Raw genomic sequence first — 15,425 nt, 5'->3', positions numbered from 1 at the left:
GGCCCTCCTACAATTGAGGTGGTCAGAAGCGGTAGCGTAGTGCCAGCCGGCCGCGGCGGCCCGGAGACGGGAAACCGACCGCTTCTTCGTAATCCGCGTCGAAGAGATTGTCGACGGCGAAAACGAGATCCGTGCTGTCGGCCGCTCTCCAGGTCAGCGTCGTATCGAAACGGTTGTAGCCGTCCAGAACAACCTGGCCCGTGGGGACCGAAGAGTCGAAGGTCTCACCCACGTAGAGCCAGGAGGACTGCAGCAGCCAGGTCGCCGCCGGGCGCCAGCGCACGGAGACACTGCCGCGCCAATCCGGGCGTTGCAGCAGCTCCCGGTCGGCGTCCTTCACTTCGAGGTCGAGATAGACGGCTTCGGCGTAAACGTCCAGCGTGTCGGAAACCCGGTAGTCGACCTCCAGTTCCACACCCTGTGCCTCCACTTCGGAGCGATTGACATTCGTGAACAGCGCGGGGTCGAAATCGATGAGATCCTTGAATTTGTTGCGATAGAGCGTGACCGTCGTCGCCAGCCGGCCGGCGAAGAACCGCTGCGTCACGCCGATATCGAAGCTTTCGCTCTTCTCCGACTTCAGATCCGGATTGCCGACCAGGGGACTGGCCAGCGCGAAGAAGCTCGGCAGTTTGAACCCTTCGCCCCAATTGACCCGGAACGTCGTGCGGCCGCCTGCCAGGTCGTAGAGTGCGCCCAGCTTCGTGGTGGTCTCGCCCGCTTCCTCGTCCGGCTCGTCGTGACGGAGGCTGCCGAGCAGCGTCAGAGCCGCGACGGGCTGGTAGCGGAACTCGCCGAAATAGCCGGTCACCTCACGGTCGATCGTGAATCCGGCCGGGATCGAAAAGCCCGGAGCGAACTCGACGAAGCCCTCGGATTCACCGTCCTCGCGATAGTGATCCACACCCAACGTCGCTCTGAGGGAATCCGTCAAGTTTCCGACGACGTGGGCCGAGTAGCTCGTTCGCTCCAGCTCCGAATCCGCCCCGTTCGGCGGCACGCCGTCGCGCACGCCCGACGCTATGCCCGGCGACACGTAGCTGTCCTGGTGGTCATAGCGGTTCGCCGTCGCGTTCAACCGCCAGCCGTCGGCGATGTCGATGCCGCCCGCGACACCGATACTGAGGTCTTCGGAGGATTTCTCGTCGAGATCGCGGATCACCGCCAGTTCCGGGCCGCCGCTGTCTTCCGGAAAGCTCGTGCCCTCGTTATCCGAATAACGGCCGAAGAAGCGAAGATCCCACGCCCGGCCGTCCCCGAAGGAGAACTTTGCGTTCACGGAATTGCTCTCGTAACGATTGCCGGGCGTGGCTCCGTCGTCGTCGACGTGGCCGAGACGCAGCGCGAAACCGCCCGTCTCCGTCGTGGGGCCCGCCACCTCGATGGCGGCTCGCCGGTAGTCGTCCTCGCCCGCTTCCGCGTGCAGCGTCGTGCCGAGTTCTTCGGCCGGCCCCTTCGTGATGATGTTGATGACGCCGCTCAGGGCATCGGATCCGTAGATCGCCGACTGCGGCCCGCGCACGATCTCGATGCGCTCGATGTCCTCCACGTTCAGGGTCGAGAAATCGAAAGAGCCGCCCCGCGTGTTGTTGGGGTCGTTCACGCGGATACCATCGATCAGCACCATCGTGAAGTTCGGCTCGCCGCCGCGGATGAACACCGAGGCGATGCCGCCGCGCCCGCCGGGCTGCGTAACCTGGAGACCCGGCACTTCCCTGAGGATGTCGAGCACGTTGGCGTGATTCTGCGCCTCTATCCGGTCCAGGCCGATCACGGTGGTCGAATTCGGTATGTCGGCCAGCAGGTCGGTGACCCGGCTGCCGGTCACGACGATGGTCTCGATGGGATCGTCCTGCGCCAATGCGGGTGGAACGGCGCCGAGTCCGACGGCAGGCACGATGAGGGCGGCAAGCCGGGTCACACTGGACACCGGGAGGGGTATTGTTCTTCTTGTCACGGGCTTCCTCTGCGCAGGAAAAAGTTTACTCATTAACAGGCAAGGCCTGTGCCAACTGCTCAAAGTGCTGATTTTTAGCCCATCGGACAGCCTCTTGCCGTGATTGCGGTCAGAAATCCGGCTTTCGATGTAGGAAAATCCGACAGGGAATTCCTCGACATAATGTAGGAGGGCCTTCAGGCCCGACCACCGGTGAGCCATCCGGGACCGGGCCTTAACCGAATCGGGTCTGATGAATCGGGGCTGATGAATCGGGGCTAAAGCCCCTCCTACTGTGCCAGGGGGAGCACCATCGAAATCCTCGTGCCCTCCCCTGCAACGCTCTCCACGTGCAGTTCGCCGCCGCTGGCGCGCACGGTCTCGCGCACTTGGTAGGCGCCGATGCCCATGCCGGACGTGCCCTTGGTGCTGTCGAAGGGCTTGAACAGCCGGGTCTCGATGAACTCGCGCTCCATGCCACGGCCGGTATCGATCACACGGATGGCGCATTCTCCGTTGCAATCCTCGACGGTAACGCGGATGCTCCCGTCCGCAGGTGTCGCGTCCTGCGCGTTGCGGATCGCATGGATCAGCGCCGCCAGCAGCCGCTCCCGGTCGGCCCGTATCCACAACCGGTGATCCCCGATCTCCGTGCGCGGCTCGGGCCGGCGGTCGGCGCACTGGGACACCGCCTCCATCACCAGCTTGCCCACCTCGATGCGGATAGCGGCCTGCATCGGCGCGCCCTGCTTGAGCTGCTCCAGCACCTTTTTCATCCGCGCGACGCCGCTGTCCACCGTGCGGATGGCGTCGTCGATGAACTCCGGCTTGTCCTTGTGCTTGTGGGCGTTTTCCACCACCAACGACTGCTGGGCGATGAGGTTTTTGAGATCGTGCATCAGGTACGCCGTCAGGCGGTTGAAAGCCTCGAACTGCCGGCTCTCGGCCAGCTGGTATTTCTTCAGCTCCTGGTCGAGATAGCTCGCGATCTGGCGTCCGGCGGTCTTCAGCAGGTCATGGTCCTCGTAATTGAGGCTGCGCGGCCGCTCGGAGCGTGCGAGGGCCACGAAACCGAGCATCTGCTCCTCGCCCACCAGCGGCACGATCACGCCGGGCGGGTCGATGCCCAGCACGCCGGGATCGGCATCCAGGCCCTCATACCGCGGAGGCTCGCGTCGATACTCGTCGGCATCGATCACCCAGCCACTCTGTTCCAGGAATCGGGGCAGTGAGTGCTCAGCCGCCAGCGTCTGGCCGTCGGGCGCGGTATTCCAGCCTGCCGTGCAGCGGAAGCGGCCATCCTCGCGCAGGTAGAGCACGCCGGCCGGCGCTTCCAGGATGTCGCACAGGGCTTTGATGCCGCGCTTGGCCAGCGGCAGGCCCGGCTCCTCGGGCGCCGACAGCGTATGCATCAGGCGCAGCCACTCCTCCCGGTAGTCGTAACGGTTTCTGAAGAAGTGCTTGCTGATGAAAACTTTCAGCTGCGCCCGCAGCCGCTCGGAGAAGATCAGAATCCCGAGTATCAGGATGGCGGCCGCGAAAAAGACCACCTGCCCCGCCGGCCCCCACTCCCCGCCGAATACCTTGATGTAGTAGCCGACCGCGGCCATCAGGATGAGGTAGATGCCCACGCCCATCAGGGTGGTGGTGTAGAAGACCACCTGGCGGGAGACGAAGATGCCCACGGACCAGTCCGGATTTCGCTGGGCGGAGACGGCGATCAGCGGCACGCAGAAGGCCGCAACAATACCGCGCACGCTCCAGAGCACCTCGTCGATGCGGCCGAACAGGATGGCCTGGGAATAGAGCACCAGGTCGTAGGCGAACAGGCCGAGCAGCCCCAGACACAGGAACTTCAACGCCGCCCGCTGCGCCGAACGGGCGTTGCGGTAGATCTGCTCCACCATGATCAGCGAGAACAACGACAGGCCGAGCGACCCCGTGATGAGCGCCTGGCCGACGCCGGGAGACGGCATGCCGGCGGCCTCCGCTACGAACAGGCCGACGCCGCCCAGCAGCACGGCGGCCGCCAGAGCGGGCCCGCCGAATACCAGCACCCGATGGCCGGCGCCGCCGCCGAGGCCGCCGGCGAAGAGCGCGGAGAGGAAGACGAGCCAGGCGCCGTTCCTGAGCGTCTCGACCAGGAACACTTTCAGGACCGCCAGGGCGGGATCCGGCGAAAGGCTCACGGCCAGGGCGATACCCCACAGCGCCGAGAAGCCAGCGGCGGTGGTGAGCAAAGCGCCGTGGAGACGCCCCTGCCAGCTGGTCAGCAGCAGAAGGGTGAGGATCAGGAATGCCGCGCCAGCCAGGCCGTAGCCGATCGCGGGCAGGCTAGCGAGCATGGGGCTAGCGGGCGCCCTTGCCCCAGAGGATGACTTCGGCGGTCTGCAGCATGATCACCAGGTCCAGCAGCAGGCTGTGGTTCTTCACGTAGTAGAGATCGTACTGCAGTTTCTCGATGGCGTCCTGTTCCGTGGAGCCGTACTGGTACTTGAGCTGGGCCCAGCCGGTGATGCCCGGTTTCACCGTGTGGCGTTCGGCGTAGAACGGGATGTTCTGCTTCAGTTGCGAGACGAACTCGGGCCGCTCGGGCCGGGGTCCGACGACGCTCATCTCGCCCCTGAGCACGTTCAGGAGCTGGGGCAGTTCGTCGAAGCGGAGTTTGCGCAACACGCCGCCCACCCGGGTGACGCGCGGGTCGTCCTTCTCCGCCCATTGCGCCTGGCCTGGCGCCTCGGCGTCCTCCACCATGCTGCGGAACTTGAGCACGTCGAAATTTTCGCCGTACAGGCCTACCCGCCGCTGGCGGTAGAACACCGGCGCCCGGAGTCCGTCCTCCAGCTTGATGGCCAGCGCGCAGAGCGCCATCACCGGCAGCGCAACGAACATCGCCAGAAGGCTCACGAACAGGTCGAGGCCACGCTTGGTGGCCCGGCGCAGCGGCGTGATGCGGAAGCCGGAGGAGAAGATCATCCAGCTCGGGTTCACGAGGTCGATGCGGATCTTGCCGGTCTCGCGCTCCAGGAAGCCGAGAAGATCGAGACAATCGATCCCGCGCACCTTGCAGGCCAGCAACTCGTCGATGGGCAGGTTGCCACGGCGATCGTCCATGGCGACCACGATCTCGTCGGCTTCGCGCTCCCGGGTGATGGCCAGTAGCGGTCGATCATGGTCGACGTATTTGTCGCAACGATTGACGCTGCCGTCTCCGGCCGCGCCCACGTTGGCCACCACCTGGAAACCGCGCCGGTCGGCCTTCCTGCGGATGTCGCGGATGGCCGCCGCCCGTTCGCCGGCTCCGAAGACCAGCGTGCGCCGACGGAAGATGTTCTCGTCGGCGGTGCGCAGGAAGAGATACCGGATGCCGGAGAGTCCCGCGAAGGCCACCAGCGCGGCGAGAGCGGCCACGCCTCGCGTCGGCGCCACCTGTGGGAACGTGTACCAGACGACGGCCAGCGGGAAACCAGCGAGGATGAAGGCGACGGCCAGGCGGGCCAGCGATTCCTTGAAGTAGAGGCGCTGGTGGAACTGATAGAGGCCGAGAGCAATCAGGCTGATGCAGACTATGATCGTCAGCACCGTCGCCTGGGACCAGATCGGGCCGTGGATCAACGAGTACGCCTGGAAATTCCAGTCGAACCGCGCCCAGGCGGCGACGTACAGCGACGCGAAGATCACCGCGCATTCCGCGGCAGCCAGCAGCACTACCGGCAGCCGCAGGTAGTTATTGAAAAGGCGGAATGGCATCAGGCCGATATGCACCGTGTCTCCCGGCGAGCGGGCATGGGTTCTTTGCCGATGGGCTATCGAGTCCCACCGGGCCCTGTTGTTGATTAGCATTATAGGCCAAAGGTTTCAGCGGGTTGTGATGCATTCCACAGAATTATGTGAAAGACTTATCAACCGCTTGAGACAGGATAGCGGGCCCGCGTGACGTGCGGATGACTCCCGGCTTCGTGCACGCGTTGCTCGCCGCCGAATTCCGCGCCGCAGCGTGACGGGACTTGAGCTTGCGATGCCGGTGATCCATCCTTTTCGGCGCCTCGACGAAGACAGGTGACGTTGTTGGCCGGAATCCCTGGGAAGCAGGATGGCAAGCGCGGGTCGGGCGGACTGTTGGCGCTGCTCGACACGCTCGATCGCCTCGACGGGCGAGAGGGGTGATATCGACCCATAGACCGTTATTGCGCCTGCTCGCCCTTTCCGGCTGCGGCGTCGCCATCCTCCTGCTCGGCCACCTGCTCCCGCTCGGCGGCCACTCCTACATCGGCCAGTCCCTGCGCGACTCCCTCCACGGGCTGGCCTTCTTCGTCTTCACACTGATCATCTTCCGGCTCGCGCTGCCGCGGCTGGGCGTCTACCGCGCGGCGCTGTTCGCGGCCGCCGCCTCGCTCCTTGCCGGGCCGGCCGGCGAACTCGCCCAGTGGCTCAACGGCCAGGAATATTCTCTCCGGGACATCGGCCAGGATGCGCTGGGGACGGCTGCCGCGCTCTGCCTGATGATCGGCCGCCACGGCCGGCGGGAGGGGCGCTTGCGGTCCGACCGCGCCCGCGCCGTGACGGCCGGCGGCGGGTTCCTTCTCGTAGTCGTGCTCGCGCCGGTGGTGTGGTGGACCTGGGTCCTGGCGGCGCGGTCCGCCGCGGCGCCGGTGATCGCCGACTTCGAGGGTGCATGGGAAACCGCCCTCATCACGGCCGGAGAGCGGGTGGCGACGCCAGCCGGCTGGCCGGCGGCCGGGCATTACCTGCTGCGGGTGGAGACGCCGGCACGGCGCTACGCCGGCGTGCAGTTCCGGGATCCGTATCCGCACTGGGGCGGATTCAGCGAACTGCGATTCGTCGCGGCGGCCGGAGACGGTGCGTCCCATGAGCTTACGCTGCGCGTCCACGACGAGGCCCACGACAACCGCTTCGTCGATCGCTTCAACCGATCCTTCGCGATCGGTCCGGAGCCGCGGGAGTATTGCGTTCCGATTACCGACATCGCGAACGCGCCGGACGGGCGCCGCATGGAGCTCGCCGCCATCGCCGGGATGACGTTCTTCCTGATCGATACGGAGGGGACGGAGGTGTTCCTGTTGGACGCGATCCGGCTGGGTGCCGGCGAGCCTGTCTGCCCCGGGATTCCTTGACCCTGGCGGGACCACTCCACCGGTATCCCGGCAAAGGCGCACCCGGCCTCGGCGGTGGCGCTGGCGGGAAAAGCCGCTCAGATTCGATTTAGGATATTGAGAGGGGCTTAATTCGCCGGAACGAGAGGGGAGGACGCGCATGGCTGACAAGCGCAAGAGTGACCGGCTACTGGAAACGGGCGGCGGGCTTGATCTGCTGGCGAACATCTCCGGCATGGACGAGATCGATTTCGTCGGCAAGGAACTCGGCGACTACCGCATCACCGGCCTGATCGGCGCAGGCGGGATGGGGAAGGTCTATCGGGCCAAACGCATCGACGGCAGCTTCGAGCGCGAGGTCGCCATCAAGATCGCACCGGTCGGCGGGTTCGACGAGGACATGCGGCGCCGGTTCCTTCGCGAGCAGAGACTGCTCGCCGAGCTGGTCCATCCGAACATCTCCCGGCTCTACGACGCCCAGGTCACGGAACAGCAGTGGCCCTACATCGTGATGGAGCTGGTGGACGGTCGGCCGATCGATCGCTATTGCGAGGAGGCCGGCCTTGGCCTCGACGACCGGGTGCGGCTGCTCATCCAGGTGGCCGAGGCGGTGGCCTATGCCAACGCCAGGCTCATCGTGCACCGGGACATCAAGCCCGCGAACGTGCTCGTCGACCGGGAAGGGACCCCCAAGCTGCTGGATTTCGGCATCGCCAGGCTCATCAGCGGCGATATGGATGTGCACACCCGCACCCTCGCCATGACGCCGGGCTATGCCAGCCCCGAACAGCTGCTCGGCCGTCAGGCCAACGTCGCCTCGGACGTCTACCAGCTGGGGCTGCTGATCCATGCCACGCTCACGGGGCAATCGATCAGTGGCGGAGACACCCTGAACGACGCGATCGAGCGGGCGGCGGCCGGCCGGTCGCTGCAGATCCCGGCGTCGTCCCGCAGTGAATTGCCCCGGGAGCTCGTGCTCGTGATCGAGCAATGCCTGAGGCCGGACCCGGACGATCGCTATCCGGACGCCAACGCGCTGAAGGACGACCTGAAGGCTTTCCTCGCCGGATTTCCGGTGCGCGCCGCCGGCATGGGTCCCGCCTACCGGTTCCGCAAGCTGGTGGGACGCAACCGGCCGATGGCCGCGGTCGTGACCCTTGCGCTGATCTCGATCGTCGGCTCCACCATCTGGTACACGCGAGCCGTTGGCCTGGAGCGCGACGAGGCGCTGCGCCAGACGCGGATGGCGGACGCATCGCTCGACTTTCTGCTCGATGTCTTCGAGGCGGCGGCGCCGGAGAACGCCCAGGGCCGCGAAATCTCGGCCACGGAACTGCTCGATCAGGGTGCCGCGCGCGCCGCCGGGGAAACGATCAACGAGCCCGCCGTGCGGGCGCGCGTGCTGCTTTCCCTCGGCTCCGTGTACAAGAGCCTGGAGCAGCTCGACAAGGCGCAGTCCATGGTCCTGCAGGGGCTGGAAGTGAGCGAGGCAGAATTCGGCCCCGACAGCGCGGTGCACCTCCGGCTGCAGGGCATCCTCGGGAATATCTACCGCGAGCAGGGAGACCTTGCCGCGGCCACGCCCCTGCTGGAGCATGTTCTCGAGCGGATCCGGGCGCTCTTCGGACCGGACGACGAACGGACCCTGGACGCCCGCGCCAATCTCGCCTCCAGCTATCTCGACGAGGGGCGGCTGGACGAGGCCCTCGGCATGATCCGGGAGATCTACGGCCAGCGCGAGGCCCGCAATCCGCAAGCCGAGAGCACGCTTCGCAGCGCGGTGGCGCTCGTCAACGTGCTGTATCGGCTGGGCCGCCACGAGGAGGCGATCGACGTCGGCACCGAAGCGCTCGCACGCGCGGACGCCGCGCTGGGCGAGAACCATCCCATCTCCATGAGCCTGCTCAACAACATGGCCGCTTCGGTCTACGTCGTCCGCGGAATCGGCGAGGCACTGCCCTACAACGAGGATGTGCTCGCACGACACCGCATCGTGTACGGCCCCGACGATTTCCGGACCCTCCGCAAGCAGGCTTTCGTGGGCGCCATGTACGGCGAACTCGGCGAACTCGAGAAGAGCGAGGCGCTGCAGCGCACCGCCATCGAGAAGATGATCGCGATCCGCGGGCCCGACAATGTGCGGATCCTGAGAGCCCAGTCCAACTATGCCTCGACCCTCATCACCATGGGCCGGACCGAAGATGCCCTGGAGATCCTGCCCGGACTCGTCCGGCGTCTCGAGAAAACCCGCGGGCTCGATAACCCCGCAACATTTTACACCCAGCTGATCTACGCCAAGGCACTCATCGAGAGCAATTCGCAGGGTGCGGTGGATCATGCGCTCGAGCTGCGCGAGCGATTCGCCCGCACCCTCGGCGCAGAGCACCACTGGTACGGCGAACTGGTGGAGTTGCTGCCCGCCCCGCTGCAGGGCAAGCCGGAAACCGCGGCGTCTTCTGACTGAGATCCCGCTAAAGCACCTTCCCCGGATTCATCAGCCCCTTCGGATCCAGCGCCGTCTTGATGGCCCGCATGGCCTCCAACGCCTCCGGGTCCTTGTAGGTCGCGAGTTCGCCTTTTTTAAGCTTGCCGACCCCGTGCTCGGCGCTGAAGCTGCCGCCCAGCTCGGCAGTCAGGTCGTGGACGCATTTCGACAGCGTGGCGCCGTGCTCGCGCTTGAACGCCTCGGCATCCTCGCCGTCGGGCGCCAGCAGGTTGTAGTGGAGGTTGCCGTCGCCGATATGGCCGTAGATGGAGTACCGGCACTCGGCAATCTCCGCCAGACGTTTCGGCGCCTCGGCCAGGTATTCGGGGATGCGGTCGATGGTCACGGAAACGTCGTGCTTGACCGAGCCGCCCTCGTGCTTCTCGGACTCCGGGATGGACTCCCGCAGCCGCCAGAGCTGCTCGCGCTGCTGGCCGGATTCGGCGATAACGCCGTCGGTGATCTCGCCCTCCTCCATGCCGGTCATGAGGATGGCCTCGCTGACCTCGCGTAGCTGCTCCTCGCTCTGGCCGGACGAGAGTTCCAGCAGCACGTAGTGGTCCTGCGACTCGTCGAGGGGGTCGACCAGGCCGTCGGCGTGCTTGAACGCCAGATCCAGCGAAGGCCGGGTGACGTATTCGAAGGAGGTGACGCAGTCGCCGCTCTCCCGGCGGGCGCGGCCCAGCAGGCGGCACGCGGCTTCGGCATCCGCCACCGCCAGCCAGGCCGTCTGGCGGGACTTCGGCTGGGGGAAGAGCTTGAGCGTCGCGGCGGTGATAATGCCGAGCGTACCCTCCGCGCCGCAGAAAAGTGACTTCAGGTCGAAGCCGGTGTTGTCCTTCCTGAGACCCGTGAGGCCGTGGATGATGCGCCCGTCCGGCAGCACCACTTCGAGGCCCAGGCAAAGCTCGCGGCCGGTACCGTAGCGCAACACCGCCAGGCCGCCGGCGTTGGTGGCGAGGATCCCGCCGATCTCGGCGCTGCCCTCGGAGGCCATGCTGAGGGGGAACAGGAGGTCGTGTTCCGCGGCGGCCTCTTGCGCATTCGCCAGTATTACGCCGGCTTCTGCCGTCATCGTGAAGCCAACGGGGTCGATCGCGCGCACTTCGTTCATGCGCGAGAGGGAGATCAGCACCTGGCCTTCGGCGTCGTCGGGTGTGGCGCCGCCGCAGTAGCCGGTGTTGCCGCCCTGGGGCACGATGCCGAGACCGGCCTGATAGCAGGTGGCCATGACCTCGGCCACCTCGGCGGTGCTGGCCGGGCGCACGATGAGCGCCGCCTTGCCCTTGTAGAGCTGGCGTTCGTCGATCAGGTAGCCGTCGGCGGCGGCGGCGTCGACGAGGCCCTTGGGGCCGACGATCTCCCGGATGCGGTCGAGGGCCTGTTGGCGGTCGCTATCGGTCATTCGCTATCGGTCATTCGGTTTCGCTCATGATGGCTTCGCGGGTGGGGTCAGCGGCTTCGGACGCGGCCTTGCGGCCGGCGCCCGCCTCGTCACTGCAGCAGACGCGTGCGGATGGTGCCCTCGATGCCTTTCAGACGCTTGACCAGCGGTTTGGCGTCGTCGAGTTCGACGTCCATGACCACGTAGCCGATGCGGGGCGAGGTCTGCAGGTACTGGGCGGCGATGTTGACGCCCTCCTCCGAGAAGATGTGGTTGATCTTTTCCAGCACGCCCGGGACGTTGCGGTGGACGTGCAGGATGCGCCGGTACTCGACATTGTAGGGCAGCGAGACCTGGGGGAAATTCACGGCCTGGGTGGTGGAGCCGTTGTCCGAGTACTTGATCAGCTTGCCGGCCACCTCGAGGGCGATGTTCTCCTGAGCCTCCTGGGTGCTGCCGCCGATGTGAGGGGTGAGCACCACGTTGTCGAACTTCGCCAGCGGCGAGACGAAGGGATCCGTATTCGACTTGGGCTCTTCGGGGAAGACGTCCACGGCGGCGCCGGCCAGCCGGCCGGACTCGAGCGCCGCGACCAGGGCGTCGATGTCGACCACGCTGCCGCGGGAGGCGTTGATGAGGTGGGCGCCCTCCTTCATCGTCTCCAGCTCGCCGGCGCCGATCATGCGGCGAGTCTCCGGCGTCTCGGGCACGTGCAGACTAACCACGTCGGCCTCCTCCAGCAGGTCGGAGAGGTGCGGACGGGAGGCCGCGTTGCCCAGCGGCAGCTTGTTCTCGATGTCGTAGTAAATGACACGCATGCCCAGCGCCTCCGCCATCACGCCGAGCTGGCTGCCGATGTGGCCGTAGCCGACGATGCCGAGCTTCTTGCCGCGGATCTCATACGAGTCGGACGCGGTCTTCGCCCACTCGCCCCGGTGCGCGGCGGCGTTCTTCGCCGGGATACCGCGCAGCAGGAAGACGACTTCCGCCAGCACGAGCTCGGCCACGCTGCGGGTGTTGGAGAACGGCGCGTTGAACACGGGCACGCCCTTCAGCTCGGCGGCGTCCAGGTCCACCTGATTGGTGCCGATGCAGAAGCAGCCGACGGCCGCGAGCTTGCGAGCCTCGGCCAGCACGTCGGCGGTGAGCTGGGTACGGGAGCGGATGCCCACGAAGTGGACATCGGCGATGGCCTGCTTGAGGTCGCCGCCCGTCAGCGAGCCGGTGACGGACTCGACGTTGGTGTAACCGGCCTCGCGCAGTGCCTCGCGGGCCGCCGGGTGGACGCCTTCCAGCAAGAGGAAGCGGATGCGGTCCTTCGACAGCGACAAACGGGTCACGGGTCAATCGGGGCCTTGATCAGGGTGCCGGCGGCGGACCGTCACCGTGGTGGACTGGTGGGCGATGCAAGGATCGAACTTGCGACCTCCGCAATGTGACTGCGGCGCTCTCCCAGCTGAGCTAATCGCCCGCCCGAGGGATCGCAATAATACAGGAAATGGTGGAACGGAAACCATACCCCGGGGGATCGGATTCGGTTCGCGCATGGGAATGTCGGCATACTTGACAACCACGGCCGGACGGCAACAAGCAATGATCTAACTTATTGATTTCAAAAACTATCTATTACTGGCCCGATTCTTGCTCAATTTTTTTCGGGACGAGCAGATTTTCCATGCATCGGAGGCAGACGTGAAATCAAGGACTCTGGCACTCGTGGCAGCAATCGGCCTGATCGGCGCCACACCGGCTCTTGCGGACATGATCATTATCGACGGATCGACCGAGGGCCGTTATAACGCGGGTCTGGGCGACCTTGAGGCCATTGACGGTGAAGGCGGTTTTCTGCCGGGACCGAATGTGAGCGAAGGCGACCCGACCATCGTGCTCGGCGAGGATCCGGAATTGGCCTTCACGGACGAGTTCGGCGCGGATTGGCTCAATGGCGACTACAGCGGCGGCACCTGGAGCGAGGGTCCGGTTGCCATCCCGTCGACCTGGACGGTCAACGACGAGACCGCCATCGTCTATGACTTCAGCCTCGCTGGCACCTCTGATCTGCACATCGACGTCGGCATAGACAATGGAATCATCATCTGGCTCAACGGCGATTTTCTGTTCGGGGCGACAAGAAGTGGTGGAGCCAATCTGAACGAGTACGACGTCAGCGTCGCGGGCCTGGGTGCCGGCGATCACTCTCTGCAGATTCTCCGCGCCGATCACGGCGGCGCCACGGGTTACTTCATCAACGTGACGGCAAAGCCCGTACCCGAACCCGGCACGCTGGCTCTGCTCGGGATGGGTCTGCTCGGCATGGGCGTAGCCCGGCGCCATCGCAAAGCCTGACGCTTACGAAAACCGTTCCGAAGACCGACGCCCCGCCTTTCGCGGGGCGTTTTTTTTGCCAGGCCGGATGACCGTAACCCGGCGGCCATCACATCGGACAGCACGCCAATCTGCTATTCTCCGCCGCGGAATCTCACGTAGGAGGGGCTTAAGCTCCGAGATATTTGGCAGTCGGGCCTGAAGGCCCTCCTACAGTCAGGAACCGCGATCCCATGAAAACCGTCCATCTCATCGCCGCCGCGCGGCCCAACTTCATGAAGGTGGCGCCGCTGTACCACGCGCTGGCTGCCACCGACTGGTGCGAGCCGAAGGTCGTGCACACCGGCCAGCACTACGACTACAACATGTCGGACGCCTTCTTCCGCGACCTCGGCCTGCCGAAGCCGCACCATCACCTCGGCGTCGGCTCGGGATCCCACGCCGAGCAGACCGGCGGCGTCATGATCGCCTACGAGAAGGTCTGCCTGGAGGAGAAGCCCGACGCCATCATCGTCGTGGGCGACGTCAACTCCACCGCCGCCTGCGCGATGGTGGGCACGAAGCTCTGGATTCCGGTGGTGCATCTCGAGGCGGGGCTGCGCAGCCGCGACCGGCGCATGCCGGAGGAGATCAACCGGCTGGTGACGGACGCCATCGCCGATCTGCTCTGGACGCCGTCGGCCGACGCTGACGAGAACCTGCAGGCCGAGGGCGTGCCCGCGGAGAAGATAGACCTCATCGGCAACATCATGATCGACTCCTTCGAACTGCTGCGGGACAAGATCGAGGCGTCGACGGCGCGCAAGGACCTGGGCCTGGACGGCGAGGACTACGCCATCGTCACGCTGCACCGCCCCTCCAACGTGGACGCGAAGGCGACGCTGGAACCGCTGGTGGGCGCGCTCACCGCGGCTGCGCAGTCGCTGAAACTCGCCTTCGTCGCACACCCGCGAACGACCAAAAGCCTGGAGCGCCACGGGCTGAAGGAGGCGCTGGAGCAGGTGGAGAACATCCAGCTTCTGGAGCCGATTCCCTACATCGACTTCATGAACGTGGTCACCGGCGCGAAACTCGCCATCACCGACTCCGGAGGGCTGCAGGAGGAGACGACCTATCTCGGCATCCCCTGCCTGACGCTGCGGGAGAACACGGAGCGGCCGGTGACGGTGACGATGGGCACCAACGAGTTGATCAATGCGGCGACGCTGGCGGACAGCGTCACGAAGATCATGGCCGGCGAGTGGAAGACGGGCCAGCGCCCGCCGCTGTGGGATGGCAAGACCGCCGGGCGGGCGGCGGAGAGCCTGCGGCGATTCCTGACCTGATCCATCTTCGGCCCGCCCGGCGTCGGGCTTCTTTACATATCACCGGTCTCATCCCTCGCTTCGAAACGCCAACGTTCTGTTTTGTTGATCAATTTTTTGGATGGCACGATAGTTGCTTCTCCCTGACCAGACTTAACAAGCCTGGTATGGGAACTGATAAATGAAAAACTTCGGAAAGCTGAAATTGATCGCGGCTCCGCTACTTCTCTGGGGCAGCGTCGCCAATGCGGATATCATTTCTGCTCAGGTCTACGCAGACGATGACGCTTTTGCCGCCGTCACGGGCGCGGAGAGTCTTACCGGCGCGCTGCCCGACATCGACGGCGGGTCGGGTCTGACAGTGACGCTCGGCGATGCCACCCTGACGGCGGACAATACGATCTTCGTCGGCAATACCTACACCTCCGACCGCAACGCCATCGCGATCAGCGGGCCCGAGAATCTGGACATATCCATCGATGTCGGCCTCGCCACCGCCTTCGGCTTCTACTTCTACGAACCAACCGGGAACAACACCGGAGTCGTCGATGGGTGCAATGCCACCTGCGTCAACTCACAGTTTCGCATCAGTTTCCTGCTTGGTGGGGTAGTGATCGACCAAATTGGCTTTATCCCCTCGGCTGAGTTCCCTGATCAGTGGTTCTTCGGGGGCCTGATTCTCGATCAGGCCTTCGACGAGGTTCAGTTCCACGAGATCGTCGGCGGCATCGACAACGAGTTCTTCGGCGAGATGTACGTGGCGCGGGTGCCCGAGCCCGGTACGCTGGCGCTGCTCGGCATCGGTCTCGTCGGAGTAGGTTTCGCTCGCAGGCGGAAGAAAGCAGAATAATCGCTCGCCACCTGCGAAAGCCCCGCC

At 65.4% G+C, this 15,425-nt stretch carries 10 protein-coding genes and 1 tRNA gene; 5 read left to right on the top strand and 6 right to left on the bottom strand.

The annotated features are described in order from the left end of the window. Positions 1 to 22: 22 nt before the first annotated feature. The 3 genes from ACJMKZ_RS16425 to ACJMKZ_RS16415 form a co-directional block, all read right to left on the bottom strand. Positions 23 to 1,957: a TonB-dependent receptor plug domain-containing protein gene (locus tag ACJMKZ_RS16425; protein WP_405234303.1), complete on the bottom strand. Its 1,935-nt coding sequence runs from the start codon at positions 1,955 to 1,957 to the stop codon at positions 23 to 25. Between the two features lie 269 nt (positions 1,958 to 2,226). After that, positions 2,227 to 4,281 (bottom strand): XrtA/PEP-CTERM system histidine kinase PrsK, encoded by a 2,055-nt coding sequence (gene prsK, locus ACJMKZ_RS16420; RefSeq protein ID WP_405234302.1) that lies wholly within the window; start codon positions 4,279 to 4,281, stop codon positions 2,227 to 2,229. Between the two features lie 4 nt (positions 4,282 to 4,285). Then, positions 4,286 to 5,701, bottom strand: coding sequence for a TIGR03013 family XrtA/PEP-CTERM system glycosyltransferase (locus ACJMKZ_RS16415; protein ID WP_405234301.1), 1,416 nt, complete (start codon positions 5,699 to 5,701; stop codon positions 4,286 to 4,288). A 422-nt stretch (positions 5,702 to 6,123) separates the two neighbouring features. Between ACJMKZ_RS16415 and ACJMKZ_RS16410 the strand changes: the two genes are divergently transcribed. Both ACJMKZ_RS16410 and ACJMKZ_RS16405 read left to right on the top strand, forming a co-directional pair. Then, a complete protein-coding gene (locus ACJMKZ_RS16410; RefSeq protein ID WP_405234300.1) occupies positions 6,124 to 7,071 on the top strand; it encodes a hypothetical protein in 948 nt (315 codons plus the stop codon). Positions 7,072 to 7,210: 139 nt separating this feature from the next. Next, positions 7,211 to 9,514, top strand: a complete 2,304-nt coding sequence (locus ACJMKZ_RS16405) for a protein kinase domain-containing protein (protein WP_405234299.1) — start codon at positions 7,211 to 7,213, stop codon at positions 9,512 to 9,514. 7 nt (positions 9,515 to 9,521) lie between these two features. Here the strand turns inward: ACJMKZ_RS16405 and ACJMKZ_RS16400 are convergent, their stop codons facing one another. The 3 genes from ACJMKZ_RS16400 to ACJMKZ_RS16390 form a co-directional block, all read right to left on the bottom strand. Then, entirely contained in the window at positions 9,522 to 10,940 is a 1,419-nt protein-coding gene (locus ACJMKZ_RS16400) for an FAD-binding oxidoreductase (protein WP_405234298.1), read from the bottom strand. Positions 10,941 to 11,029: 89 nt separating this feature from the next. Continuing rightward, entirely contained in the window at positions 11,030 to 12,259 is a 1,230-nt protein-coding gene (gene serA, locus ACJMKZ_RS16395; protein WP_405234297.1) for a phosphoglycerate dehydrogenase, read from the bottom strand. A 55-nt stretch (positions 12,260 to 12,314) separates the two neighbouring features. Further along, positions 12,315 to 12,390: transfer RNA gene (locus tag ACJMKZ_RS16390), tRNA-Val, on the bottom strand. Positions 12,391 to 12,635: 245 nt separating this feature from the next. On the opposite strand from ACJMKZ_RS16390, the gene ACJMKZ_RS16385 reads away from it, so the two are divergent. From ACJMKZ_RS16385 to ACJMKZ_RS16375, 3 genes are all read left to right on the top strand, one after another. Then, entirely contained in the window at positions 12,636 to 13,265 is a 630-nt protein-coding gene (locus ACJMKZ_RS16385) for a PEP-CTERM sorting domain-containing protein (protein WP_405234296.1), read from the top strand. Between the two features lie 212 nt (positions 13,266 to 13,477). Continuing rightward, the gene (gene wecB, locus ACJMKZ_RS16380; RefSeq protein WP_405234295.1) at positions 13,478 to 14,569 is read left to right on the top strand and encodes a non-hydrolyzing UDP-N-acetylglucosamine 2-epimerase; all 1,092 of its coding nucleotides are present in this window, start codon (positions 13,478 to 13,480) and stop codon (positions 14,567 to 14,569) included. Positions 14,570 to 14,729: 160 nt separating this feature from the next. Further along, on the top strand, positions 14,730 to 15,398 hold the full coding sequence (locus tag ACJMKZ_RS16375; RefSeq protein WP_405234294.1) for a PEP-CTERM sorting domain-containing protein: 669 nt from the start codon (positions 14,730 to 14,732) through the stop codon (positions 15,396 to 15,398). Positions 15,399 to 15,425: the final 27 nt, after the last annotated feature.

It is taken from the genome of Lentisalinibacter salinarum (assembly GCF_040706555.1).
GTDB lineage: Bacteria > Pseudomonadota > Gammaproteobacteria > Steroidobacterales > Woeseiaceae > Lentisalinibacter > Lentisalinibacter salinarum.
Note: the sequence above shows the minus strand (reverse complement) of the source record. Positions and strands in the feature narration are given on the sequence as shown.

Bases quoted from the DNA above. Each gene is read 5' to 3' on its own strand.
- wecB (WP_405234295.1), top strand. From the start codon at position 13,478: ATGAAAACCGTCCATCTCATCGCCGCCGCGCGGCCCAACTTCATGAAG.
- prsK (WP_405234302.1), bottom strand. From the start codon at position 4,281: ATGCTCGCTAGCCTGCCCGCGATCGGCTACGGCCTGGCTGGCGCGGCA.
- ACJMKZ_RS16375 (WP_405234294.1), top strand. From the start codon at position 14,730: ATGAAAAACTTCGGAAAGCTGAAATTGATCGCGGCTCCGCTACTTCTC.
- ACJMKZ_RS16405 (WP_405234299.1), top strand. From the start codon at position 7,211: ATGGCTGACAAGCGCAAGAGTGACCGGCTACTGGAAACGGGCGGCGGG.
- ACJMKZ_RS16400 (WP_405234298.1), bottom strand. From the start codon at position 10,940: ATGACCGATAGCGACCGCCAACAGGCCCTCGACCGCATCCGGGAGATC.